Raw genomic sequence first — 24,701 nt, 5'->3', positions numbered from 1 at the left:
CTTGACTTGGATTACTTACCTGCTGCCGTGGTCCGACGCTGAACCATGTTCCAGGCCGCTGACTTCACCGACTTTTCCGGCTGGAGTGGCCGCCCTGCATTATCCAGCGACGGCTGGCAGCCGAACGTGGAGGAACAATGACCCAGACTGCCCACGGCGTCGAATTCACCCTGCAGCGCTCGGCACATCCCAAGGGTGTCGAAGAGCGCGCGGCCATTTTGGCTAATCCGGGCTTTGGCAACTACTTCACGGACCACACCGCCATTGTCGATTACACCGTCGACCCCGAGGGTAACGGCGGCTGGCACGATGCCCGAATTGAGGCCTACGGTCCGATTTCACTGGACCCCTCCGCAGCGGTATTGCACTACGGCCAGGAGATCTTCGAGGGCCTTAAGGCATACCGCCATGCGGACGGTTCGGTGTGGGCCTTCCGCCCGGAAGCCAACGCCGCCCGACTGAACTCTTCTGCCCGTCGCCTGGCCCTGCCTGAGCTTCCGGAGGAATACTTCCTGGGCGCCATCCGCGGGCTGGTGTCCGCCGACCGCGACTGGGTGCCTTCCGGTGACGGCGAAGCACTCTACCTGCGGCCATTCATGATCGCAACGGAGGCCTTCCTTGGCGTGCGTGCTGCCCGCGAAGTCTCATTCCGGGTGATCGCTTCGCCCGCCGGGAACTACTTCGGCGGGGAACTGAAGCCTGTCTCCATCTGGATTTCCCGTGAATATGCCCGCGCAGGCCGCGGCGGCACGGGCGCCGCGAAGTGCGGCGGCAACTACGCCGCGTCGCTTATCGCGCAGCAGGAGGCTGAGGCCAACGGCTGCAAGCAGGTCCTTTTCCTAGACCACTTCAACGACGACGCCGTTGAGGAACTTGGCGGCATGAACGTGTTCTTCGTGATGAAGGACGGCTCCCTGGTGACGCCGGCCCTGACCGGAACCATCCTGGAGGGCGTCACCCGCTCGTCCATCATCCAGGTGGCAAAGGACATGGGTCGCGACGTTGCTGAACGTAAGATCACCCTCGCCGAGTGGCGCGACGGCGTCGGTTCCGGCGACATCGCCGAAGTCTTCGCCTGCGGAACGGCAGCCGTCATTACCCCCATCGGCCTCTTGAAAGACAGCACCGAGCACATCGGATCCGATGATGCCAAGGCAGGCGAAGTCACCATGGCTATCCGCGAGGAGCTGCTGGGAATCCAGACCGGCACAGTGGCGGACAGGCACGGCTGGCTGAGCCGCCTGGTTTAGTAGTCCTGGTCTAACTTCCGTGACCAAGCAGAACGACGACGAATTCCGGCGCAGCAGCCCGCTGACCAGGTACAGGCTCGCCCCTAACCCGGGGCCCATGAGCCTGGACGGAACCAACAGCTACGTCATCGGTGACGAATCCGGTCACGTGGCCATCGTGGATCCGGGCCCGCTCGAGGAGCAGCACCTTGCCATCCTGGCGGGCGCCGGAGTCGTCGACGTTGTACTTATCACGCATCGGCATCGGGACCACACCGAAGCCTCGCCCCGCTTCCATGAGTTGACCGGCGCGCCCGTGCGCGCCGCCGACCCCAAACATTGCCACGGTGGAGAGCCGCTGGTGGACGGTGAAGCCATCTCCGCCGGTGGCACCACGATTCGCGTCATCTCGACACCCGGCCACACTTCGGATTCTGTGTCATTCCACCTCCCGTATGACGGAGCCCATGGTTCGGTCCTCACCGGCGACACGATCCTCGGCAGGGGGACAACCGTCCTGGATTACCCGGACGGACGGCTGGGCGATTACCTCGCGAGCCTTGACGCGTTGGAGGCGCTCGGACCGGCCACCCTGCTGCCCGCGCACGGACCGGTACGTCCCGCCGTCGACGCCCTCTGCCGCGAGTACCGTGCCCACCGCCACCAGCGGCTGGACCAAATTCGGGCCGCGTTGGCGGATTTGGGGGAGGACGCCGGAGTGGAGGCGGTCACCGATGCTGTCTACCCCGACGTCGACCCTTCTGTGCGTTGGGCCGCCGAGACGTCGGTGGCGGCGCAGTTGGACTACTTGCGCTCCTAAGCTGCTCCGTGGCGGTGCAGGGATCCTGACGCCCAGAGGGTCGCTACCGGGGTCGGGTAGCCCAGTTCCGGGATGTCAGTTTCACACCCGGCCTGACTGTAGGCTTGGAACCATGCGAATTGCCCGGTTTGTAGTCGATTCTGATCCCCTCTACGGCGTCGTTGAAGGCGAAGCTGGCAGCGAAGAGATCACCGTTATCCACGGGGACCCCTTCTTCAGCGGCATCGAGCGGACCCACATTCGGCACAAATTGGAGGACGTGCGGCTGCTCGCCCCCATCATTCCCCGCAGCAAAGTCATTGGCGTCGGCCGCAACTACGCGGAGCACGCCACTGAGCTGGGCAACGAGGTGCCGCAGCAGCCACTGCTGTTCCTGAAGCCCAACACGGCGGTTGTTGGTCCCAACGACCCCGTCATCCTCCCCGAGTTCTCCGAAGAGGTGTCCTTCGAGGCGGAGTTGTGCGTTGTCATTGGGCGTATTTGCAAGGATGTGCCGGAAGACCGCGTGGACGACGTGATTTTTGGCTACACCTGTGGCAATGACCTCACGGCCCGGGACATTCAAAGGACGGAGCTCCAGTGGGCCCGCGCGAAGGGCTTTGACACCTCCGCTCCATTGGGTCCCTGGATTGAGACGGAACTGGACCCCGAGGATCTGTCAGTGCAGGGCTGGCTCAATGGAGAACTTCGCCAGGACGGCAACACCAGCCAGATGATCCACGGAGTGCGTGAGCTGGTCTCTATTGCCTCCCAGGCATTCACCCTGCTGCCTGGGGACGTCATCATGACCGGCACCCCGGCAGGAGTTGGACTGGTCAGGGAAGGCGACCGCTACGAGGTTGAGATCGAGGGCATCGGCCGTCTCTCTAATCCCATCGTTCGGCGCTAGCCCGGCATCACAGACTCTTCAACAGACGAGCCGGGGGACGGCGGGTAGCCGGTAAAGTTGGAGTCACTATGACTACAGCCTCTGCGTTGAACTCCACTCCAAGTTCCATCCCCGCGGTGACGGCCGATACGCCTGTTCGTGTCCGCTTCTGCCCGTCGCCTACCGGGACCCCCCACGTCGGCCTCATCCGCACTGCCCTCTTTAACTGGGCCTATGCGCGGCACACCAACGGCAAGCTCGTCTTCCGGATTGAGGACACCGACGCGGCCCGCGACAGCGAGGAGAGCTACCATCAGCTGCTCGAGGCGTTGAAGTGGCTTGGCATTTCATGGGATGAAGGCGTTGAGGTGGGAGGGCCGCACGAGCCCTATCGGCAGTCGCAGCGCGGCGACATTTACCAGGACGTCATCGCCAAGCTCAAGGCTGGCGGGCATGTTTACGAGTCCTACTCCACCCCGGAAGAGATCGAAGCCCGCCACCGCGCGGCTGGTCGTGATCCAAAGCTGGGTTACGACGGCTTTGATCGCCACGTGACCGAGGAACAGCTGGCCCAGTACAAGGCCGAAGGCCGGGAGCCTGTCCTCCGCCTCCGGATGCCGGACGAGGACATCACCTTCACCGACCTTGTGCGTGGGGATATCACCTTCAAAGCAGGGTCCGTGCCCGACTTCGCTGTTGTCCGTGCCAACGGCCAGCCGCTGTATACGCTCGTCAACCCTGTGGACGACGCCCTGATGGGCATCACGCATGTCCTCCGTGGAGAGGATTTGCTGAGCTCCACCCCGCGGCAGATTGCGCTTTATCGCGCCCTCTACGCCATTGGCGTGGCGGAGTACATGCCGGAGTTTGGCCACTTGCCTTACGTCATGGGCCAAGGCAACAAGAAGCTGTCCAAGCGGGACCCCGAATCCAGCCTGTTCCTGCACCGTGAACGTGGCTTTGTCCGCGAGGGACTGCTGAATTACCTGGCCCTCCTTGGCTGGTCGCTCAGCGCTGACGAGGACATCTTCAGCGTGGAGCAGCTCGTTGCCAACTTCGACATCCATGACGTCCTGGGAAACCCAGCCAGGTTCGACCTTAAAAAGGCGGAGGCCATCAACGGAACGCACGTGCGGATGCTTTCGCCCGAGGACTTCCGGGAAAGGCTGGTTCCCTACCTGAGAATGGCCGGTCTGGTTGGCGAAATCCTGACTGCACGCCAGGAACAGATTCTTGAGGAAGCCGCACCGTTGATCCAGGAGCGCATCACACTGCTCGGCGAGGCGCCGGACATGCTTGCCTTCCTGTTCAAGCCGGACCACGAAATCACTATTGCCGACGACGCGCGCAAGGGCCTGCCGGAGAACCTGACCGAAGTGCTCGATGCAGCCATTGCGTCACTCGTGCCCGTTGCGGACTGGACGGCTGAGAACATCCAGACTGCCCTGAAGCAGGCACTGGTGGAAGACCTTGGCATCAAGCCGAGGCTCGCATTTGGCCCGGTCCGTACTGCGATTTCGGGCCGCCGAGTCTCGCCGCCCTTGTTCGAATCCATGGTGATCCTGGGCAAGGATTCGTCCCTTGGCAGGCTTCGTGCCTTCCGCGGCTGAATCCAAGACGTTGCTCCGTCCTGTCCTCGCTCCGCCGTTTGCGGGGGTGGATGCCGTCCTGTTCGACATCGACGACACCCTTGTGGACCTTGCCACGGCGATGACCCGGGCGCTTCGCCGTGCCAGTGAGCATCTCCTGCCTTCAATGGACACGGCCGGCTGGGAAAAGTTCGGCCGGATCTTCACCCATGAGACGACTCACTACTATGACCGCTACCTCGCGGGGGAGCTGACCTTCAACGAACAACGGCTCCTCCGCGGGCGCGCGGCCCTGGGTCATTTCGGCGTTGAACTGGGCGAGGGGGACGAGGCCCACAATTGGCTTGATGTCTACGCCCGCCTGCAGCCAACCTTTGTCCGAGCCTTCGAGGACGTCCTCCCTGTGCTGGATGCACTGGACGCAGTCGGGATGCCCTACGGGGCCATCAGCAATAACGTCCACGACTATCAGCGGGCAAAGCTGGACAGCGCAGGCCTGCAACGCATCACTTTGCTTGTGGGAACGGACACGGTTGGAGTCCCCAAGCCCGATCCGGCCATCTTCCTGGAGGGTGTCCGGCTTCTGGGCACCCAGGCGGGCCGGACGCTGTACGTCGGGGACAACAAAGTGGTGGATGCCGTCGGTGCTACCACGGCGGGACTTCGGGGCGTCTGGCTGAACCGGAGTGCTGAGGCGGCTGACGGCTACAAGGGGCCGGAGGTAAGTTCCCTGCGACAATTGCTGGCCTAAAATGGCGGTCACCGCCAGCGGCAAGTGCCGCCGTCGACCTTTGACTGCGGCACCTGCCGTGGTGAGTCTGACGGCGGCGCGCAACTGTGTCGGAGACTACACGACCTCAATTTGTGCGGCTCCAAACTGTCGGGTAGAGTAATTACTCGTGCTGAGGGGCACGGAGGGCTGAGAAGGCCAGCCGAGCAGTACTGAAAGCGCCAATGGGATATGGTGTAATTGGCAACACTACGGTTTCTGGTACCGTCATTCTAGGTTCGAGTCCTGGTATCCCAGCTCTGACAAAACCGCGAGAATTCGCGGGAAATCGGAGAATCAAATCGGTTGAGGCTGATTTGGAACAAAGCGAAATGTGTGAAATACTCATTGAGCTTGATTTCCGGAAACGGAAATAACAAAAGTGCAAGGCCCCATCGTATAGCGGCCTAGTACGCCGCCCTCTCACGGCGGTAACGCGGGTTCGAATCCCGCTGGGGTCACAATTAAATCCCCCGGAACTACCAAAGTTCCGGGGGATTTTTTCGTACTCCCGGGCGGGGCTATTTCTGCAGGACCGCCGCCGCGTCGCGGACTTTGATGAGGGTCCGCAGGTTTCGCGTTGTGGTGGTGGATTTGTATCGAGGTTTCGACGAGAGCTTGCTGAAGGGGCTCTCGAGTGTGCCACCAGCGGGCGCCAGCCATGCAATGGCCTCGGACCCCAGCCTGAGCAACCGTACGCCGTCCATGCCTTCCGCAGCCTTGCTCAGTTCATCCAGCATTGCGGCGTCCGAGGCGAGGGTGACGTAGCTGTGAGTCGACTTGTCGTCGGCAGGGAAGGGGCAGGCCTCCACGAGCTCGGCAACCCGTTCCGCTTCCAGCACCACAACCCAGGCGTCGTACCCGAATGATTCCCGGAGCTTCGCCTCGACGGCTGCCTTGACCGCCTGCGAATCAAGTTCGGAGGCCAGGACAACGTTTCCGCTGGCCAGAAGTGTCTTCACCTTGCTGAAGGGTCCTTCGCTGAGGGCTTTCCGAAGATCCGCCATTTTGATTGTGACGCCGCCGATGTTAATGCCGCGCAGGAATACCGCATAGCTGTTCATGGGGCAACCCTACACAGGGCCACCCGTCAGTTTGCCTAAGCTCAGTTCGTGAGCAGCGGTGCCGCCAATAGGCGACGCCGCTCCACGGCTGGCGCTGTGTGAAACAGCGCCGGGCCAACCCTGCACAGGGCCACTCGTCCGCTTCCCTACCGCTCAGTTGGTGCGTAGCGGTGCCGCCAATAGGCGACGCCGCCCCACGGCTGGCGCTCTTGTGAAGAAGCCTTCAGTCGTTGTTTTTGCGCAGGGCCTCGGTCAGCATGCGGGCTGCGTTGCACACAACTTCGGCGTGCAGGCGACCCGGCTGGCGAGTGAGCCGCTCGATAGGTCCGGAGATGGAAACAGCCGCGATGACACGTCCGGACGGCCCGCGGACAGGTGCGGAAACGGAGGCAACGCCGGGTTCGCGTTCACCCAGGCTTTGGCCCCATCCCCGGCGCCGCACTCCAGCCAGCACGGTGGGCGTAAAGCGGGCATTCTGAAGTCCCTCGAGCAGCCGGTCGTGGTCTTCCCAAGCCAGCAGGACCTGTGCCGCGGAACCGGCCTTCATGGACAACTGCGTACCCACCGGAATGGTGTCGCGGAGCCCGATGGGGCGTTCCGCAGAAGCCACGCACACACGCCAGTCGCCCTGGCGGCGGAAGATCTGGGCGCTTTCCCCGGTGGCGTCGCGCAGCTGTATCAGAACCGGCCCTGCGGATGCGATCAAGCGGTCTTCGCCTGCGGCCGAAGCCAGTTCGACCAGTCGGCTACCCAGCACGAACCGGCCCTGGATATCCCGGCTGACCAGCCTGTGATGGACAAGGGCGAGTGCCAGGCGGTGCACAGTGGGCCGGGCGAGACCTGTTGCGGCTACCAGCTGGGCGAGCGTGGTGGGCCCGGCTTCCAGGGCATCGAGCACCTGGGCTGCTTTATCAATGACACCGACTCCACTAGAATTGTCCATGTAATGATATTGCCGTCTCAATATCTGAGATGCAAGTTCGTTTACTGGCGCATCCGAAGCCCCTGCTGATTCAGTGGGGGAGTAGAGTTCACCGCAGTGAAGGGAGCAGGCCGTGGGCAACACACTGGCCGAAAAAGTCTGGGATGCACACGTCGTGCGCAAGGGTGAAGGCGAAGGAGCCAATGCCCAGCCCGATCTGCTGTTCATCGACCTTCACCTTGTCCATGAGGTGACGTCGCCCCAGGCCTTTGAAGGCCTTCGCCTGGCTGGGCGAAAGCTGCGCCGTCCGGATCTCACCATCGCGACGGAGGATCACAACACGCCCACGCTCGACATCGACAAGCCGATTGCCGACCTGACGAGCCGCACGCAGATTGAAACCCTCCGGGCCAACTGCAAGGAATTTGGAGTCCGGCTGCACCCGCTGGGCGATGCCGAGCAGGGCATTGTCCACGTGGTCGGTCCGCAGCTGGGCCTGACCCAGCCGGGCATGACCGTCGTGTGTGGCGACTCGCACACTTCGACGCACGGCGCATTCGGCGCGCTGGCCATGGGAATTGGCACCTCCGAAGTGGAACACGTCATGGCAACGCAGACGTTGTCGCTGAAGCCGTTCAAGACTATGGCCATCAATGTCGAGGGAACCCTCCGCCCGGGTGTGACTGCAAAGGACATCATCCTGGCTGTTATCGCCAAGATTGGCACCGGCGGCGGCCAGGGATACGTCCTGGAATACCGCGGCTCCGCAATTCGCGCCCTGTCCATGGAAGCGCGCATGACCATCTGCAACATGTCCATCGAGGCCGGTGCCCGTGCCGGCATGGTGGCCCCGGATGAAACCACATACGCGTACATGAAGGGCCGCCCCCACGCGCCGGAAGGCGCGGACTGGGATGCCGCCGTCGACTACTGGAACACCCTGCACACGGACGAGGACGCGGTCTTCGACGCGGAAGTGTTCCTGGATGCCGACTCATTGGAACCCTTTGTCACCTGGGGCACCAACCCCGGCCAAGGCGTGTCGCTCTCTGACAAGGTGCCGTCCCCGGAGGACTTCGGCGACGAGAACGCCAAACTCGCGGCGGAACGCGCCCTCCAGTACATGGGCCTCGAAGCGGGTACCCCAATGAAGGACATCGAGGTGGACACCGTCTTCCTGGGGTCCTGCACCAACTCCCGCATCGAGGACCTGCGCGCGGCTGCCGACGTCGTCCGAGGCCGCCAGAAGGCGCAGAACGTGCGCATGCTCGTAGTTCCCGGGTCTGCACGGGTACGCCTGGAGGCCGAAGCCGAGGGCCTGGACAGGGTTTTCAAGGACTTCGGTGCGGAATGGCGCTTCGCCGGGTGCTCTATGTGCCTCGGCATGAACCCGGACCAGCTTCAGCCGGGGGAGCGGTGCGCTTCCACGTCCAACCGCAACTTCGAAGGTCGGCAGGGTAAGGGCGGCCGAACGCACCTCGTCTCTCCGGTTGTCGCAGCAGCAACCGCAGTGCGCGGAACGCTCAGCTCGCCGTCGGACCTTGAGCCGACCGTCCCTGCCTTCTCCACCGACGCCGCCTAGGAGCACGCACATGGAAAAGTTCACCACCCACACAGGCATCGGCGTACCGTTGCGCCAGAGCAACGTCGACACGGACCAGATCATCCCCGCCGTCTACCTCAAGCGGATCACCCGCACCGGCTTCGAGGATGCCTTGTTCTCAGCGTGGCGCAAGGATCCTGGCTTCATCCTGAACCAAGCGCCATTCACGGAGGGTTCCGTGTTGGTCGCAGGCCCCGATTTCGGCACCGGATCTTCCCGTGAACATGCCGTCTGGGCGTTGAAGGACTACGGCTTCAAGGTGGTCCTGTCTTCCCGCTTCGCCGACATTTTCCGGGGAAATTCAGGCAAGCAGGGCCTCCTTGCCGCGGTTGTGGCGCAAGATGACATCGAGCTCATCTGGAAGGTCCTCGAAAATGCGCCGGGTACCGAGGTTAAGGTTGACCTCGTCTCCAAGACGGTCGAATGCGGTAACGTCGTGGCCACGTTCGACATTGATGATTACACCCGCTGGCGCCTCCTGGAGGGCCTCGACGACATCGGATTGACCCTCCAGCACGAGGATGCAATTTCGGCTTACGAGGCGACGCGCCCGTCTTTCAAACCAAAGACGCTGCCCGCCCGCAGCTAATCTTTCTTCACACTGCCCCGATAATGCGGCGTGCACCGTGCCTGAGTGTACGGCGCGCGCCGCATTTCGGTTCGGTAACGCCAGCTTTTATGCTTAGCTGGAGCCTTTGAAAGTTTGGGGGGCTAAAAGTCGTGAGGAAATCGGTATAGATGAGTAGTGTCCTGACAATTCGTGGAGGCGTTCCGCTGACAGGGCGGGTTTCCGTCCGCGGAGCCAAGAACCTGGTCCCCAAGGCGATGGTGGCAGCCCTGCTCGGCAATGAACCCTCGGTGCTCCGCAGCGTCCCGGAAATCAAGGACGTGGAAGTTGTCACCAGCCTGCTGCAACTGCACGGTGTGACGGTCCAGAAGGACCCCGCCACGGGTGACATGACGCTCGACCCGAAGGACGCAAAAACGGCTCCCAGCACGGCGATTGACGCTCATGCCGGCGACTCGCGCATTCCGATCCTTTTCTGCGGGCCGCTAATCCACGCGATCGGCGAGGCCTTCATTCCGGACCTCGGTGGCTGCAAAATCGGCGACAGGCCGATTGACTATCACCTGAACGTGCTGCGCCAGTTCGGTGCCGTCGTCGAAAAGCGCCCGGGCGGAATCCACATCTCCGCACCCCGGGGCCTTCAGGGTGCCAAGATTTCCTTGCCCTACCCGTCCGTAGGCGCCACGGAGCAGGTCCTCCTGAGCGCCACGCGCGCGGAAGGCATCACGGAACTCAAAGGCGCCGCCACAGAGCCCGAGGTGATCGACCTCATCGCAGTCCTGCAGAAAATGGGCGCCATCATCAGCGTCCAGACGGACCGCACCATTCGCATTGAAGGCGTCAAGGACCTTGGCGGCTACAACCACCGTGCACTCCCGGACCGCAACGAATCCGCTTCATGGGCCTCGGCTGCGCTCGTAACGCGCGGCGACATTTTCGTCGAAGGCGCCTCTCAGAGGGACATGATGACCTTCCTCAACACCTACCGCAAGGTGGGCGGCGGCATGGACATAGGCGACGACGGAATTCGCTTCTACCACCCCGGCGGCAAGCTGACCCCGTTGGTCCTGGAGACGGACGTCCACCCTGGCTTCATGACGGACTGGCAGCAACCCCTGGTGGTCGCCCTGACCCAGGCCGAGGGCGTGTCGATCGTGCACGAGACCGTGTACGAAAACCGCTTTGGCTTCACGGAGGCCCTGAGCCGGATGGGCGCCAACATCCAGCTGCACCGCGAATGCCTGGGCAGCGTGCCCTGCCGCTTTGGCCAGCGAAACTTCCTGCACTCGGCGGTAATCTCCGGACCCACGCCCTTGAAGGGCACCGACATCGACATCCCCGACCTTCGCGGCGGCTTCAGCCACCTCATCGCTGCCCTCGCTGCCACCGGTACGTCGAAGGTCACGGGCATCGATATCATCAATCGCGGCTACGAGCGATTCACCGAGAAGCTGGCCGGGCTCGGTGCCGACTTCGATATCGCCGCAGAGAAATAAACGGGGGATAACTTGAAGGAATCGGCCAAGAGCCGCGCCACGTTCGTGATCCTGGCCGGGATTGCGCGTCCCCTGCTTAACCTGCTGATGGCCAAGAAGTGGGAGGGGACGGAGAAGCTGCCGGCTGGCGGCTTCATCGCGGCTCCAAACCACTGCACCGAAATCGATCCGCTTGTGGTGGGGCACATGCTCTACAACATGAAGCGGCCGCCGCACTTCCTCGCCAAATCAGGCCTCTTCAAAGTGCCAGTGATCGGCGCAGTGCTGCGCGCCACCCGCCAGATCCCGGTTGAGCGTTCGACGGCGGGAGCCAACCGCTCGCTCGAAGTGGCGCAGGAGGTGGTGGACGCGGGAGGTGCCATCATCATCTATCCGGAAGGCACGCTGACTCGGGACCCGGATCTCTGGCCAATGAAGGGACACACCGGCGCCGCCCGTTTGGCGCTGCAGACGGGGGCGCCCGTGATTCCCATGGCGCACTGGGGTGCCCACGAAGTGTTTCCACGCTACGCCAAACGCTTCTACCTGTTTCCGCGAAAGACTTCGCGCATCCTGGTGGGTGATCCGGTGGACCTGAGCAGCTTCGCTAACCGTCCACTGGACCGGACAACCCTGGCTGAAGCCACCGACAAGATCATGGAAGCCATCACCGAATTGCTGGCCACGCTGCGGGGACAGGAACCTCCCGCAATGCGGTGGGATCCATCGGCCCACAGCCAGTCCAAGCACGGTCGGTTCCACGAACGCGGCGGCAGCCCTTCTGCGGACAGTGGGGCAGGCAGCAAATGAGCCAGCAAGCGGCCGAGCGCACCCTGCCGTCTGTGGTAGCCATTCTTGGTGCAGGGTCTTGGGGCACGACGTTCGCCAAGATCCTCGCCGACGCCGCCCAGGCCGCTGGAACCGAACGAGGTATTCGCTTGTGGGGCCGGCGCGATGAAGTCGTCGAACAGATCAACGCAGTACATAGGAACGAGCAGTACCTCAAGGAAATCCCGCTTCCGGCACGTATTACGGCATCCACCGACGTCGCAGCCGTCCTCTCAGGTGCGGAGCTCGTCGTCCTTGCCGTCCCCGCCCAGTCGCTCCGTCTCCAACTGCGTAAGTGGAAGTCGCTGCTCAGCCCGAACGCCGTCGTCGTGTCCCTGATGAAGGGCCTGGAACTCAGCACCGACGCGCGCATGAGCGAGGTGATCTCCGAGGAACTCGGTGTCCCGGCGGATCGTGTTGCCGTTGTGTCCGGGCCGAACCTCGCGATGGAAATCGCCCGCCAGGAGCCGACGGCGTCCGTCGTCGCCTGTACCGACGAGGACACAGCCAAGTGGATCGCGCGTTGCTGCACGGCACCGTACTTTCGCCCGTACACAAGCACTGACGTGGTTGGGGTTGAGATTGGCGGCATCGTCAAGAACGTCATTGCGCTAGCCGTCGGAATTTGTGAGGGCAAGCAAATGGGCGACAATACCAAAGCATCCGTGATCACCCGCGGGCTGGCGGAAACGTCGCGACTAGCCCTGGCCCTGGGGGGCGAGGCGCACACAATGGCGGGGCTTGCGGGTCTCGGAGACCTTGTGGCCACGTGCTCCTCGCCGCTGTCCCGGAACCACACCGCCGGGCGGCTCCTTGGCCAGGGGTTGACCCTGGAACAAGTCGCGGCCACCATGACGCAAACCGCGGAGGGCATCAAATCCGGACATGCCGTGCACGAACTGGCAGGGAAGCTGGGCGTTGACATGCCCATCACGGCCGCCGTCGTTGCTGTCCTGGAAGGCAAGCTCTCCGTCGATGAACTGGGCCCGCGGCTGCTGGCCCGTGAACTGAAATCCGAAGGCGATCACTGACTGTGTCCAACCACCATTCCACTCCCGATGCCACTGCGCCCGACGCCAATCCGGGCGCTGGCAGGAAGCCCCGAGTCGCCATCCTCTTCGGCGGGCGATCCAGTGAACACGCCGTCAGCTGCGTCACGGCCGCGGGCGTCATGGGCGCCATCGACCGGAGCAGGTATGAGATCATTCCGATCGGCATTGCCAAGACCGGTCAATGGGTGCTGGCATCCGATGACACGAGCAAGTGGTCCCTCAGCGCTGGCTCCCTGCCGGAAGTAGAACCGTCAGGCAAGACCGTCACACTCGCCGAGATCGGCGGAGAGCATCAGCTTGTGGTGACCGAACCCAACCATGTACCGCACGAACTTGGCGCAGTGGACGTTGTTTTTCCATTGCTTCATGGTCCGTGGGGTGAGGACGGGACCATTCAGGGACTCCTCGAATTATCCGATACGCGATACGTGGGAGCCGGTGTCCTGGCATCTGCCGTGGGCATGGACAAGCACTTCATGAAGGTTGTTTTCGAATCGGCAGGGCTTGCCGTGGGGCCCTACATCGCTGTGACTGATCGACAGTGGGCCACCGACCCTGAAGCCGTTCGGAAGCGTGTGGACAAGCTCGGTTACCCGGTGTTCGTCAAGCCCGCCCGGGCGGGTTCTTCAATGGGCATCTCCAAGGTGGACTCACTCGATGGACTCGATGCCGCTATCGAGGAAGCCCGGCGCCACGACCTCAAGCTTGTCATAGAGGCGGGAATCGTTGGCCGTGAGATTGAGTGTGCTGTGCTCGAAGGGCGCGGCACCGACGCACCCCGGACATCCCTCCCGGGAGAGATCGTCGTGTCAGCAGGAACGCACGAGTTCTACGACTTCAACGCGAAGTACGTTGAAGACGACGGTGCCTCGCTGAGCTGCCCGGCGGACATCCCGGACGAGGCGATTGCCCGAGTGCGGGACCTGGCGGCGCAGGCTTTCGATGCCGTGGGGGCCGAGGGGCTAAGCCGGGTGGACTTCTTCTACACGCCCGAGGGCGACATCATCATCAACGAGATCAACACGATGCCAGGCTTCACCCCCAAGAGCATGTACCCGCAGATGTGGGCTGCCACGGGCGTGGATTACCCGGACCTCATCGACGAACTCATCCAGTTGGCGCTGAACCGGAAGACCGGATTGCGCTAAATGTGATGGCCCGGGTGCCTGAACGGTGCCCGGGCTGCTCAGTTTTACCGGGGCACCCTACATCCAGTTACCGCTATATCCAGTTACCGCCCGGTGGGCAGGTTCTGGAGTTCTGTCTGGCCGACGCAGTTCCTGCTGGCCGGTACTTTGGCCGCCGCGGCCGCCAGTTCCGCGAGGACCGTCGCCGAACTGATCTTGTCCGGGTCCATGAGGATCTCTGTTGCCGGTTCCCGCCCAAAAGTGGTCAGGGTCCAGGCTGGAGAGCCTTCCTTGATGACCCAGTCCACACCGTTGACCGTGACGCAGCGGTCTGTGGTGGGCCCAGGCACGTTGACTCCGCAACGCAGGATCACCAAAGACGGATCGCCCCAGGCAGCCGTGGCCTGGCTGTTGGTCTTACGGAGGGCGGCGCCGCCAATCGAGTCGGGCAGCGCCACCATCATCGGTGCACATTTTGGATTGGCGGCATCCTGGGCAGGTGCCACGTCGACGGCGGACGAACAGCCTGTGAGCGACAGTGCAGCGACTGCCAGGCCGGCAGCGCCACATAACGTCCGAATTTGGGCGCCGTTAAGCCGGGGCTTCGGTCTAGCCTGGGCGGTCGTTTCGGACCCTGTTGTCCCGCTGTAAAGCATGAATCCAGCCTAGTCGCCTGGTCCCCGTGCTTGTTTATGTACAGGTATTGAGGACATGTGATGCTTGCCTCTAATTGCTTTTGCGCGGGGACACGTTGGCCGTTTTTTCGTCGCGATGGCGCGTGTCGAAGCCAACTTGGTTTCCGGGCAAGGCCTGGCGGCGGACCAATTCGCCTCTGCTGCCAGGACATGTCCTGCGTTTATGATTGGCGCTGCACTGGTGCATGACCGGGCGCGAAATTATCGCCCGGAAGGCGCTGAATTGGCTCAAGAATACTGGTTATTGAAGCGCGGGATTTCCGCAGGATTCGCGCAGGATTTCCCCAAGGGGTGCGGCTTTATGACATTCTGCGATTAGTATGACTTGTGCATTGTCCGGAATCTGGGGTAAGGGATCAAAATTGCGACTGTTCGTGCGAGCTTTACTGGTATTGGCCGTCGCGCTGTTTGGCTGTCTATTGCCGAATTCGGCATTCGCTGTTGCGGGGAGCGCAGTTGCTTCGGCACCCAGCGTGACTGATCCCGGCGTCGGATCCCACACTCAATCGGCAGCCGCCCCCGGTGTAACCGACCCCGGAACTCCCCAGCCCCACACGGACTTTGTCAAGACTCCTCCCGAGCCAGGGTCCGGACCGTCAGCGTCAGTGAATTCCGCCGCGATGCTTGGCGGGGTTATTCAGACCACCGTGGTCACGGTAAAGCTCGCGGATAAGTCTGCGGCGGAAACGGATGCAGCTGTGCCAATGTCTGCAGCCCAGGGCTCCATTACGAGTTCCAACGCTTATTGGCGCGCTATGTCGAACAACCGTGTGGGTATGTCAATTGTTGCCGCTTACTCCGCCTTTCCGTCTTCGGCCTTGTCCAATATGCAGCCTGGCCAGATTGCGGACATTGTGGCTCGCGAGCTTGGCTGGTCGCAGACATCGCTGAAGGCCCTGGTGATGTTCGTGCCTGGCTCCACCTACCTCAACAACGGCGCGGCGGGCATGACATACAGTAACGGCGGCGTCGGCGGACGCATCGTGATGCCACAGATCGGTCGGCTGACCAACCCCGTGGTTGCCCATGAATTTGGACATGCCCTGGGCCTTGACCATGCGAACAGCCTGCAGTGCGGGAGCGGTGCCCAGGATGTTGCACCCGGACCCTACGGCGGTTTTGCCGACAGCACGTGCAGTATCAGGACCTATGGCGACAACATCGACTTGATGGGTATCTCCTACTACGACCTGATGCCAGCCATCAGTTCGCCAAACTGGGATTCGATGGGGCTTGGCCGGGGAGACGAAGTGGCCAACGCCGGCACCATCACCTCGGCCCGAAGCTTCACGCTGCAGCCCTGGGCGGGCACTGCTTCGCAGCGGGCCGTCAAATTTACGGACTCGCGTTCCGGCGAGGTCTATTACCTCGAACTCCGGACTTCAGTGGGCTACGACTCTGGTGTGGCCATGGCAGGCAATCGGGGCGTGAAGATTGTCCAGCAGGGCGGGAACTACAGCAGCATCCTTCTGCCGCGCTCCACCTTGCCTTTCTCCGGGAACTACAGCAAGACGCAAGCATGGCAAACAGGAGACACGTTCACTACACATGCGGGAACTACCGTCACCATCGACTCCATCTCTGACGCCTCGGCTTCAGTGACGGTCCGGCCATACGGAATCCCGGCTATGGGCTACTGGGAAGGCGCTGACCTGTCGCGCACCTCGGACAAGGCTTCCCTTACCGTCCGTGGCTGGGCCATGGACGGCGCCAACACGTCGGCCTCCATCCCGGTCCACGTCTACATCACCGCGCCGAACGGTACCGAGACGCCCTACGTGCTGACGGCGGACCAGCCCCGGGCGGACGTCAACCAGATCATGCAGGTTCAAGGGAACCACGGGTTCTCCCGGACATTTGACTTGTCGACTCCGGGCACGTACAAGGTCTGCGTCTATGCCTTGGGGAGTATGGCCAACGCCGGTCTCGGTTGCCGAAGCATCTCGGTGGCCGGCGTGCCAGCCCCGTACGGCTACCTGGAGGCCGTCACTGCAGGCACAGGCGCCGCTGGCGCCCAGCTTGCGGTTACCGGATGGACGTACGACGCCGGGACTCCCGCCGCCTCGATTCCCGTCCACGTCTACGTAACCTCACCGGACGGGACGACGGCGGCCCGCGCCTTTACTGCCGACAGCCCCCGGCCCGACGTCAACTCAGTGATGGGCGTAACCGGAAATCACGGCTACTCAGTGACCATGCCAATTTCCCAGCGGGGCAGCTACAAGGTTTGTGCCTACGGCCTCGCAGTCAGTGGGCTTTCGGAAGGGAACAGCCTGCTGGGCTGTAAAACGCTGGACGCCTTCCCCGCGGATCCGCCTGTTGGCTTCGTCGAAACAGTGGCAGTGGCCGTAAATGGCACCAATGCGGCCATCACGACTTCAGGCTGGTCATATGACCCAGGAACGCCGGATCGGTCCGTTCCGGTCCACGTGTACATCACGGCCCCCGACGGCACCACTACGGCAGCCGCCTTCACGGCTGACCAGCCGCGCAGCGATGTCAATAGGATCATGCAGGTTCCCGGAAACCACGGATTCACTACGTCCATGTCGATTTCCCAACCCGGGACCTACAGGGTGTGCGTCTACGCCTTGGCAGTGAGCCCGGTCAGTCGTGGGAATGCCCTCCTGGACTGCCGCTCCGTCACGGCCCAGGCAACGCCGCCGGCTATTGGCTACCTGGAAGCGGCCAGCGTGCAGACCAGCAGCCAGGGATCCCGGGTTGTGGCGAAGGGCTGGACAGTCGACCCGGCCGTGACAGACGCAAGCATTCCTGTGCACACGTACATCACGTATCCGGACGGCAGTACCAAGGGATACGCGTTCACGGCCAACTTGGAACGACCTGACGTCAACCGCGTCTTCTCGATCACGGGCAACCACGGTTACGAGACCTCCGTTCCCGTCACGCAGCGCGGCACATACCGTGTGTGCACCTGGGGCGTTGGAGTGTCGCCGCTGAAATCCGGAAATAGCCAGCTGGGGTGCCTGACGATCCAGTACTGACATGCCTTGGGTTGTCAGCGCTTCAGGGTAGCGTTGAGCCGTGCCAGCAGAACAACTCACCGTCGCGGACCTGTCCGAATCCCAGCTCCTTCAGCGCATTTTCCCGCGCCTTGAGCAGGGCAGGCACGTCTTGCTGGGGCCGGGGGACGATGCTGCGATCGTGGATGCACCTGATGGCCGTGCCGTGGTGTCGATTGACACGCAAACCCAGGACCAGGATTTTCGCCTCGAATGGCGCAACGGCTACCGCACTACTGGCTATGACGTGGGCTGGAAGGCCGCTGCGCAGAATCTCAGCGATATCAACGCCATGGGAGGCAGGGCAACGTCATTGGTGGTCAGCCTGACGCTGCCGCCTGCCACGCCCGTGTCGTGGGTGGAGGAGTTGGCGGATGGTATTACTGCAGGGATCCGTGGCCTCGGCGCCGCCGGCTGCTCCGTGGCCGGTGGTGATTTGGGCCGGGGCCGCGAGATTGCCGTGACAGTAGCTGTCCTGGGCACGCTGGCGGGCGCACGTCCGGTCCTTCGCTCGGGCGCACGGCCAGGCGACGTCGTGGCATTGGCGGGGACAGTGGGATGTGCCGCGGCAGGGCTGGCCCTGCTCGAAAGCACTGCTCCCGTGGCTGCACTCAATGCGGAGCAGCGTCGGCTGGTGGACCTCCAGTGCCGCCCAATTCCTCCCCTGGATGCGGGGCCCCTTGCTGCCGCGTCCGGCGCCACGGCGATGATGGACGTGTCAGACGGCTTGCTCCGCGACGGCGAAAGGCTGGCCGTGTCCAGTGACGTCGTGGTCGACTTCGATCCTGATGCACTGGACGCGTTTGCCGAGCCACTTAGGGCAGCGTTGACAGTAACGGGAGGGGACCCGGCGGCGTGGGTGCTGGGAGGCGGTGAGGACCACGGCTTGCTGGCTACCTTTCCTGCAGGTATCCCATTACCCCAGGGCTTCACTGCGATAGGCTCAATCCATGCCGCTGGAGTCGGAGAGTCCAGCGGTGTCCGGATAGCAGGGCGCCCTGCTGACACCGTGGGATGGGATCATTTTGCAGACTAAGATTGCCGCCAACGCGCAAGCAATGAGGCGGTGGTTGGGCAAATCGGAAACGACGCTGGGAAACCACAGCGACCGCCTCAACGCCATCAACATTTTCCCTGTAGCCGATGGAGACACCGGCACAAACTTGTATCTCACGGTCCGTGCCGCCAAGCTCGCGCTTGACGATTTTGCCGCTGTCCACAGTGCCAAGGAAGCACTTGGCGAAGGCGGAAGGCCTGGCGAAACCAGTCAGCTGGGTGACGTTGGTGCCCTTCTGGGCAGGGCGGGTCAGGCCGCCATGGAGCAGGCACGCGGCAATTCAGGAACTTTGTTCGCGGTCTTCCTTTGTGCCCTCGCCGAGCCGCTTCAGGGAAAGCCGCGGCTCAACGCACCCCTTTTGGCTTCGGCGCTCAACCGTGCCCAACTGCGTGCCTGGTCGGCCCTTAGCGAGCCCGTTCCCGGCACCATGCTCTCCGTCCTGGAAGCGGCGGCGCGCGCGGCCGGTGCCGTGGACGCGGCGCAAAACGGTGACGAAAGCAACCTGGCCCTGGGTCTTGCCCTTGACGCGGCAGTCGAGGCGGCCCTGGATGCCGTGATCCGGACTGAGGATCAATTGGCGCCGCTGCACGCAGCCCATGTGGTGGACGCCGGAGGGGTGGGGATGCTGCTCATCCTCGACTGCCTTCGCTCGGCGGTGCTGGGCGAGGAACTGCGGGACGAGGTTCTTGAGGGCCTGCACGGCTACCGCACGCAGGACCCGCACATACATCAGCACCATCCGGATGACGGTGGGGTGGAAATCATGTGCACCATCACGCTGTCGCCGTTGGACGCTGCCATGCTCCGCCAGAGACTCGATGAACTCGGGGACTCCGTTATCCTCAGCCAACTCGGAGCCACGCATGAGCCCCACGGGGACCAGGACGCCGACGTCGACTACCGCTGGAGGGTACATGCCCACGTTCCGGACGCTACGCCGGCAGTGGAGCTGATTCGTTCCCTTGGCGAACCCTCGGACATCACGGTGAGCCAACTGGCCGTTCCCCGAGAGCCGGTCCACGAACATGACGCCTGAGCGCATCCCGGGCGGCCTGCCGGCTGGCGTCCGGGAAGCCCCGGTCAACACCGAGTTCTCGCTGCCCCTTGAACGGCGAGTGGGCAAACGCAGCGCGGCCCCCATTGAAAAGCATCTATCGCTGCGCACCGTGGGAGAGCTTCTGAACTACTTTCCCCGGCGTTACCTGAACCGCGGCGAATTGACCCCCATCGGCGAGTTGCCGCAGGACGAGGAGGTCACCCTCATCGCGCGCGTGCTGTCCAACTCAACCCGGCAGATGCGGTCCCGGCGCGGCTCGCTGACCGACGTCGTCGTTGGCGATGAGGCACCCGGAGGGAGGTCTGCCACGCTCAAGATCAGTTTCTTCAATGGTTACCGCGCCCGCAGCGAGCTGCAGCCGGGACGCCGGGCCATGTTTTCGGGCAAGGTGACGCGCTACGGTGGCGCCTTGGGCCTGACCAATCCGGACTTTACGCTCCTCGATGCCGACCCTGACGCTCCCGGGGGAGTTGACCCGGAAGCATTTGCAGCCATGCCGGTGCCCGTTTACCCTGCAACGGCCAAAATGACCAGTTGGTCCATCCAAAAAGTTGTCTCCGCACTGTTGGAAACCGTGGACCTTGATTCCTTGGTGGATCCGTTGCCGGAGGAACTGGCGGAACGTGAGGGCTTTATCAGCCTTTCGGACGCCTACCGGAAAATCCATGCGCCAGCAACTGCCGCTGACTGGCAGCAGGCGCGGGACCGCTTCCGCTTCCAGGAGGCCCTTGTCCTTCAGACGGCGCTCGCCAGGCGCCGGGCACAGCTTGCGGCAGAGGAGGCCACGGCGCGCCGGCCGATCTCCGGCGGCCTGCTCGAAGCATTTGACGCCCGGCTTCCGTTCACGCTGACGGCGGGCCAGTCCGCCGTCGGCAAGACGCTGTCCGAGGAACTGGCCAAGGACACCCCTATGAACAGGCTCCTGCAGGGCGAGGTAGGGTCCGGTAAAACCATCGTGGCCTTGCGTGCCATGCTCCAGGTGGTCGACGCCGGTGGGCAGGCGGCGCTGCTGGCACCCACCGAGGTCCTGGCAGCCCAGCACTTTGAGTCAATCCGAAGAACGTTGGGGAACCTGGCCGCAGATGGGTTGCTGGGAGGGGCCGGCATGCTCGGAGCCGCCGCGCCTTCGGACGGTGCCGGACAGGTCCATGTGTCACTTCTCACCGGTTCCATGCCGACGGCGGTCCGCAAACAGGCAATGCTCGATGCGGCCTCGGGTACCGCGGGAATCATTATCGGCACCCACGCTCTGCTGAGTGACAAGACCGTATTCCACGACCTGGGCCTCATTGTTGTGGACGAGCAGCATAGGTTTGGGGTGGAGCAGCGTGACGCCCTCCGCGCCAAAGCACATCGGCCGCCGCACCTGCTGGTCATGACCGCAACTCCTATTCCTCGAACTGTTGCGATGACTGTTTTCGGGGACCTCGAAACCTCTGTCCTCGACGAACAGCCCGCTGGGCGGGCACCTATTCGGACCCACGTTGTGGGGCTTGCGGAAAACCCCAAATGGGCCAGGAGGATCTGGTCCCGCTCGCGCGAAGAGATCGACGCCGGCCATCAGGTCTATGTTGTCTGCCCCAAGATCGGGGATAACGACGACGGCGACTTCAGCCCCGGCGAAGCCGAGCCCACTGACTCCGAGCTGGAGGACGCCGCAAGGCAATTGGCGTCCGTCACAGCCGTCGTCGAAACGCTGCGCGATGAGCCGGCGCTGCAGGGCGTCCGGCTGGAGCCCCTTCACGGCCGCCAGGACCCGGACGTCAAGTCGGAGACCATGGCTTCCTTCGCCAACAATCAAACGTCCCTGATCGTTTCCACCACGGTGATAGAAGTGGGCGTGGACGTTCCCAACGCCACACTCATGGTTATCCTGGATGCCGATCGCTTCGGCATTTCCCAGCTGCACCAGCTCAGGGGAAGGGTTGGCCGGGGCGGCCTACCGGGAACCTGCCTGCTGGTCACCACGCTGGAACCTGGCCATCCCAGCCGTCGTCGGCTCGATGCAGTCGCAGCCACTACCGACGGATTCATACTGTCCCAGGAGGACCTGCGCCTTCGCCGCGAGGGAGACATACTGGGAGCTTCCCAGTCCGGAGGACGGTCGACGCTCCGCCTCCTGCGTGTCCTTGAGCACGAAGATGTCATTGCCCGGGCTCGCACGGAAGCGCAGCGCATTGTGGCGGCGGACCCGGAGCTGCTCCACCACCGCGTCCTGGCCTCCGCCATTGACGATTACCTCAATCCCGAAAAGGAGGCGTTCCTTGAACGCGGCTAAAGCAAGGGCGGCCACACTGTGAGCCGGATTATCGCCGGTGTGGCCGGGGGCACGCCGCTGGTGAGTGTTCCCGGCTCCGGAACCCGGCCTACTACCGATCGGGTCAAGGAAGCCCTTTTCTCACGCCTTGAAGCGCTTGACGTCGTTGCGGAGGCAAGGGTTCTGGACCTGTACGCCGGGTCCGGCTCCTTGGGCGTGGAGAGCGCCAGCCGCGGTGCCGCCGCCGTCGACCTCGTTGAATCGGATGGCAGGGCAAGTGAGGTGTGCCAGCGCAACGCCGACACGGTCAACCAGGCGATCGGCCTCAAAAAAGTGACTGTCCACCGCTCGCGGGTGGAGTCCTTCCTGGATCGCGCCGCCGGGGACGCACGTTGGGACCTCGTACTGCTGGACCCGCCGTATCCTTTGTCCCAATCGGATCTATTGGCAGTCCTGGATAAGCTTTCCGCACATTTGGACGAGGAAGCAGTTGTGGTGGTCGAACGCTCAGCCCGGACCCCGGAACCTGAGTGGCCGCCCACCCTGGAGCGTTTCGCCGAGAGGAAATATGGCGAAACCCGGCTCTGGTTTGCCGAGCCGGCTTAGCTTCCGCTCCGAACCCGCCTAGCCGGTGATCCTGTCCAGTTCAACCCCGGTCAGCAACGCCGCCGGATGGGGGCCGCGCTCCAGAAGGTCCCGAGTCCACTCAGCGGGCCACGGGACCTTTGTGCCGCAAAGAATGATGTTGCCCGGGTAGCGGCCGTCGAACATCCCTTTCTCCGCAAACGCCGCGACGTCGGACATGACATGGCGCATCGCCGCAGTTTGGGATTTGACCAGGGTCAGTGCTGCTTCGTCGCCAACGTTGACGATGAGCACTCCGTTGGGAGCCAGTCGGGCTGCTGCCTCTACGTAGAACTCTTCGCAGGCGATGTGAACCGGCGCCTCCGGCCCGGAAAAGATGTCAAGGACAACGACGTCGAAAATCGCCTCTGGTGCCAGGTCCCCCAGGGCGTCCCGTGCGTCGCCGATGATGGAGGTTAGGCGGGTGCCTTCCGGGAGCGGCAGCCGCTGGAGCACGAAATCGAGCAGTTCTCGTTCCAGTTCCACGGCCCATTGCTCCGAGCCCGGCCGGGTTGCCTGGATGTAGCGGGCCAGTGTCAAGGCTCCGGCCCCTAGGTGAAGGGCCTTGATTGCCTTGCCTTGGGGAGCGGCCAGATCAATGACATTGCCGATCCTGCGCAGATACTCATAGAAGATGTGGGCAGGGTCGGCGAGGTCTACGTGTGACTGTTCGGCGCCGCCGATCAGAAGGACATATCCACCGTCTGAGAACGCGTCCGGTTCGATGGTCGCGTGGAGGCCGGAGGAGCGCAGGAAACGTGAGCCTGATGGCCCCGGCGCGACAGCCCGGCTCACAGCCGGTCTTTCAGGGTGGCCAGCCTGGCTGCGGCCTCCACCAGGACAGGTTCCTTCTTGCAAAACGCGAAGCGCAGAAGGCTCTTGGTCCGTTCCGCACCCTCCGGGTGGCAAAACACCGGAACAGGGATGGCGGCGACGCCCACCAACTGTGGAAGCCGCCTGGCCAGGTCGACGGAATCTTTGATGCCAAGGGGTGAGGTGTCGGCATTAATAAAGTAGGTACCACGCGGCATCATGACGGTGAGGCCTGCCGCCTCGAGGCCGGCAGCCAGGATGTCCCGCTTCCGTTTGAGGGTGGATGCGATGTCATCGTAGAAAGTATCGGGAAGATCCAATCCCACGGCGATCGCGCTTTGGAAGGGGGTTCCGGAACTGTAGGTGAGGAACTGCTTGACCGTGCGCACCGCTGCGACGAGTTGGCTGGGCCCGGTAACCCAGCCAACCTTCCAGCCAGTGAACGAGAAGGTCTTTCCTGCGGAGGAAATCGTGATGGTTCGGTGCTCCGCCCCGGGAATCGAAGCGACGGGAATGTGCCTGACGTCGAAGGTGAGATGCTCATAGACCTCATCGGTCAGGATGATGGCGTCGTGCCGCTCGGCCAGACGCACGACGGACTCCAGAACCTCCCGTGGGAAGACCGCCCCCGTGGGGTTGTGGGGGTTGTTGAGCAATACCACCCGTGTCCGCGGTCCAAAGGCAGATTCCAGGGCGGCCATGTCCGGCATAAAGTCCGGGGCCAGCAAGGGCGCGGTCACATGCGTGGCACCGGCCATGGAAATAATGGCGCCATAGGAGTCGTAGAAGGGTTCAAAGGTCAACACTTCGTCGCCGGGCTGGACAAACGCCAGCAGGGAAGCGGCAATCGCTTCAGTAGCACCGGTGGTGATGATGACCTCCGACTCGGGATCCGGTGTCAGCCCGTAGAAGCGTTCCTGGTGCCGGGCCACGGCTTGCCGAAGTTCGATGACTCCCTTGCCCGGGGCGTATTGGTTGGCGCCCGCTGCGATCGCTTCCTGTGCCGCGGCGCGGATCTCAGCGGGCCCGTCTTCATCGGGGAATCCTTGGCCGAGATTGATGGCGCCGGTGCTTGCGGCGAGGGCGGTCATCTCTTCGAAGATAGTCACCCCAAGGCTTCCGTCGGGGGAGAGCAGATTGGCCCCTGTCGCTGCCCGCTGCCACGGGGCCGTGGTGTCGCGACGGGGTGCTGCCTGGCTCGTCACAGTGCGTGCCTTCCTCGGGAGCCGCCCGGCGGGTCCGGATCCGGCGTTTCAGTCAT

The 24,701-nt window shown here is 63.2% G+C and carries 22 protein-coding genes and 2 tRNA genes; 19 read left to right on the top strand and 5 right to left on the bottom strand.

Annotation, left to right across the window (positions count from 1 at the left end):
* The first annotated feature begins 137 nt into the window (after positions 1 to 137).
* The 7 genes from LD110_RS04620 to LD110_RS04590 all read left to right on the top strand — a co-directional run bounded on the left by LD110_RS04620 (position 138) and on the right by LD110_RS04590 (position 5,736).
* A complete protein-coding gene (locus LD110_RS04620) occupies positions 138 to 1,250 on the top strand; it encodes a branched-chain amino acid aminotransferase (protein WP_225496707.1) in 1,113 nt (370 codons plus the stop codon).
* A gap of 19 nt (positions 1,251 to 1,269) precedes the next feature.
* Complete coding sequence (locus LD110_RS04615) at positions 1,270 to 2,049, top strand: MBL fold metallo-hydrolase (RefSeq protein ID WP_225496706.1); 780 nt, start codon at positions 1,270 to 1,272, stop codon at positions 2,047 to 2,049.
* Positions 2,050 to 2,161: 112 nt separating this feature from the next.
* A complete protein-coding gene (locus LD110_RS04610; protein ID WP_225496705.1) occupies positions 2,162 to 2,938 on the top strand; it encodes a fumarylacetoacetate hydrolase family protein in 777 nt (258 codons plus the stop codon).
* A 68-nt stretch (positions 2,939 to 3,006) separates the two neighbouring features.
* Positions 3,007 to 4,527 (top strand): glutamate--tRNA ligase, encoded by a 1,521-nt coding sequence (gltX, locus tag LD110_RS04605; protein ID WP_225496704.1) that lies wholly within the window; start codon positions 3,007 to 3,009, stop codon positions 4,525 to 4,527.
* 10 nt (positions 4,528 to 4,537) lie between these two features.
* Entirely contained in the window at positions 4,538 to 5,257 is a 720-nt protein-coding gene (locus LD110_RS04600) for an HAD family hydrolase (RefSeq protein WP_225497300.1), read from the top strand.
* Positions 5,258 to 5,461: 204 nt separating this feature from the next.
* Positions 5,462 to 5,533, top strand: a tRNA-Gln gene (locus LD110_RS04595).
* A gap of 130 nt (positions 5,534 to 5,663) precedes the next feature.
* Positions 5,664 to 5,736: transfer RNA gene (locus tag LD110_RS04590), tRNA-Glu, on the top strand.
* 60 nt (positions 5,737 to 5,796) lie between these two features.
* Here LD110_RS04590 and LD110_RS04585 read toward each other — a convergent pair.
* Positions 5,797 to 6,339 (bottom strand): DUF1697 domain-containing protein, encoded by a 543-nt coding sequence (locus tag LD110_RS04585; protein ID WP_225496702.1) that lies wholly within the window; start codon positions 6,337 to 6,339, stop codon positions 5,797 to 5,799.
* A gap of 223 nt (positions 6,340 to 6,562) precedes the next feature.
* A complete protein-coding gene (locus tag LD110_RS04580; RefSeq protein WP_225496700.1) occupies positions 6,563 to 7,282 on the bottom strand; it encodes an IclR family transcriptional regulator in 720 nt (239 codons plus the stop codon).
* Between the two features lie 112 nt (positions 7,283 to 7,394).
* Here LD110_RS04580 and leuC point away from each other — a divergent pair, with 112 nt between their 5' ends.
* From leuC to LD110_RS04550, 6 genes are all read left to right on the top strand, one after another.
* Positions 7,395 to 8,843 carry a 3-isopropylmalate dehydratase large subunit gene (gene leuC, locus LD110_RS04575; RefSeq protein WP_225496698.1) on the top strand — a complete coding sequence of 483 codons (1,449 nt, stop codon included), beginning with the start codon at positions 7,395 to 7,397 and terminating at the stop codon, positions 8,841 to 8,843.
* A 10-nt stretch (positions 8,844 to 8,853) separates the two neighbouring features.
* Positions 8,854 to 9,453 (top strand): 3-isopropylmalate dehydratase small subunit, encoded by a 600-nt coding sequence (gene leuD, locus LD110_RS04570; protein WP_225496697.1) that lies wholly within the window; start codon positions 8,854 to 8,856, stop codon positions 9,451 to 9,453.
* Positions 9,454 to 9,602: 149 nt separating this feature from the next.
* Positions 9,603 to 10,928 carry a UDP-N-acetylglucosamine 1-carboxyvinyltransferase gene (gene murA, locus LD110_RS04565; protein WP_225496696.1) on the top strand — a complete coding sequence of 442 codons (1,326 nt, stop codon included), beginning with the start codon at positions 9,603 to 9,605 and terminating at the stop codon, positions 10,926 to 10,928.
* 12 nt (positions 10,929 to 10,940) lie between these two features.
* On the top strand, positions 10,941 to 11,717 hold the full coding sequence (locus tag LD110_RS04560; protein ID WP_225496695.1) for a 1-acyl-sn-glycerol-3-phosphate acyltransferase: 777 nt from the start codon (positions 10,941 to 10,943) through the stop codon (positions 11,715 to 11,717).
* A complete protein-coding gene (locus LD110_RS04555; protein WP_225496694.1) occupies positions 11,714 to 12,766 on the top strand; it encodes an NAD(P)H-dependent glycerol-3-phosphate dehydrogenase in 1,053 nt (350 codons plus the stop codon). Before LD110_RS04560 ends, LD110_RS04555 begins: the two co-directional genes overlap by 4 nt.
* Before the next feature lie 2 nt (positions 12,767 to 12,768).
* Positions 12,769 to 13,935, top strand: coding sequence for a D-alanine--D-alanine ligase family protein (locus LD110_RS04550; RefSeq protein ID WP_225496693.1), 1,167 nt, complete (start codon positions 12,769 to 12,771; stop codon positions 13,933 to 13,935).
* An 83-nt stretch (positions 13,936 to 14,018) separates the two neighbouring features.
* On the opposite strand, the gene LD110_RS04545 is transcribed toward LD110_RS04550, so the two are convergent.
* Positions 14,019 to 14,468: a DUF3515 domain-containing protein gene (locus tag LD110_RS04545; protein ID WP_263854953.1), complete on the bottom strand. Its 450-nt coding sequence runs from the start codon at positions 14,466 to 14,468 to the stop codon at positions 14,019 to 14,021.
* 166 nt (positions 14,469 to 14,634) lie between these two features.
* On the opposite strand from LD110_RS04545, the gene LD110_RS04540 reads away from it, so the two are divergent.
* From LD110_RS04540 to rsmD, 6 genes are all read left to right on the top strand, one after another.
* Complete coding sequence (locus LD110_RS04540) at positions 14,635 to 14,928, top strand: hypothetical protein (RefSeq protein WP_225496692.1); 294 nt, start codon at positions 14,635 to 14,637, stop codon at positions 14,926 to 14,928.
* 154 nt (positions 14,929 to 15,082) lie between these two features.
* Positions 15,083 to 17,614 (top strand): hypothetical protein, encoded by a 2,532-nt coding sequence (locus LD110_RS04535; protein ID WP_225496691.1) that lies wholly within the window; start codon positions 15,083 to 15,085, stop codon positions 17,612 to 17,614.
* 40 nt (positions 17,615 to 17,654) lie between these two features.
* On the top strand, positions 17,655 to 18,668 hold the full coding sequence (locus tag LD110_RS04530; protein ID WP_225496690.1) for a thiamine-phosphate kinase: 1,014 nt from the start codon (positions 17,655 to 17,657) through the stop codon (positions 18,666 to 18,668).
* Between the two features lie 22 nt (positions 18,669 to 18,690).
* Positions 18,691 to 19,725 (top strand): DAK2 domain-containing protein, encoded by a 1,035-nt coding sequence (locus LD110_RS04525; RefSeq protein ID WP_225497296.1) that lies wholly within the window; start codon positions 18,691 to 18,693, stop codon positions 19,723 to 19,725.
* Positions 19,715 to 22,024, top strand: a complete 2,310-nt coding sequence (locus tag LD110_RS04520; RefSeq protein WP_225496689.1) for an ATP-dependent DNA helicase RecG — start codon at positions 19,715 to 19,717, stop codon at positions 22,022 to 22,024. Before LD110_RS04525 ends, LD110_RS04520 begins: the two co-directional genes overlap by 11 nt.
* 18 nt (positions 22,025 to 22,042) lie before the next feature.
* The gene (rsmD, locus tag LD110_RS04515) at positions 22,043 to 22,609 is read left to right on the top strand and encodes a 16S rRNA (guanine(966)-N(2))-methyltransferase RsmD (RefSeq protein WP_225496687.1); all 567 of its coding nucleotides are present in this window, start codon (positions 22,043 to 22,045) and stop codon (positions 22,607 to 22,609) included.
* An 18-nt stretch (positions 22,610 to 22,627) separates the two neighbouring features.
* On the opposite strand, the gene LD110_RS04510 is transcribed toward rsmD, so the two are convergent.
* Complete coding sequence (locus LD110_RS04510) at positions 22,628 to 23,422, bottom strand: spermidine synthase (RefSeq protein WP_225496685.1); 795 nt, start codon at positions 23,420 to 23,422, stop codon at positions 22,628 to 22,630.
* On the bottom strand, positions 23,419 to 24,645 hold the full coding sequence (locus LD110_RS04505) for an aminotransferase class I/II-fold pyridoxal phosphate-dependent enzyme (RefSeq protein ID WP_225496683.1): 1,227 nt from the start codon (positions 24,643 to 24,645) through the stop codon (positions 23,419 to 23,421). Before LD110_RS04505 ends, LD110_RS04510 begins: the two co-directional genes overlap by 4 nt.
* Positions 24,646 to 24,701: the final 56 nt, after the last annotated feature.

Source organism: Arthrobacter sp. M4, assembly GCF_020251205.1.
Lineage (GTDB): Bacteria > Actinomycetota > Actinomycetes > Actinomycetales > Micrococcaceae > Arthrobacter.
Note: the sequence above shows the minus strand (reverse complement) of the source record. Positions and strands in the feature narration are given on the sequence as shown.

Bases quoted from the DNA above. Each gene is read 5' to 3' on its own strand.
- LD110_RS04620 (WP_225496707.1), top strand. From the start codon at position 138: ATGACCCAGACTGCCCACGGCGTCGAATTCACCCTGCAGCGCTCGGCA.
- LD110_RS04610 (WP_225496705.1), top strand. From the start codon at position 2,162: ATGCGAATTGCCCGGTTTGTAGTCGATTCTGATCCCCTCTACGGCGTC.
- gltX (WP_225496704.1), top strand. From the start codon at position 3,007: ATGACTACAGCCTCTGCGTTGAACTCCACTCCAAGTTCCATCCCCGCG.
- LD110_RS04585 (WP_225496702.1), bottom strand. From the start codon at position 6,339: ATGAACAGCTATGCGGTATTCCTGCGCGGCATTAACATCGGCGGCGTC.
- LD110_RS04580 (WP_225496700.1), bottom strand. From the start codon at position 7,282: ATGGACAATTCTAGTGGAGTCGGTGTCATTGATAAAGCAGCCCAGGTG.
- leuD (WP_225496697.1), top strand. From the start codon at position 8,854: ATGGAAAAGTTCACCACCCACACAGGCATCGGCGTACCGTTGCGCCAG.
- murA (WP_225496696.1), top strand. From the start codon at position 9,603: ATGAGTAGTGTCCTGACAATTCGTGGAGGCGTTCCGCTGACAGGGCGG.
- LD110_RS04555 (WP_225496694.1), top strand. From the start codon at position 11,714: ATGAGCCAGCAAGCGGCCGAGCGCACCCTGCCGTCTGTGGTAGCCATT.
- LD110_RS04525 (WP_225497296.1), top strand. From the start codon at position 18,691: ATGAGGCGGTGGTTGGGCAAATCGGAAACGACGCTGGGAAACCACAGC.
- LD110_RS04520 (WP_225496689.1), top strand. From the start codon at position 19,715: ATGACGCCTGAGCGCATCCCGGGCGGCCTGCCGGCTGGCGTCCGGGAA.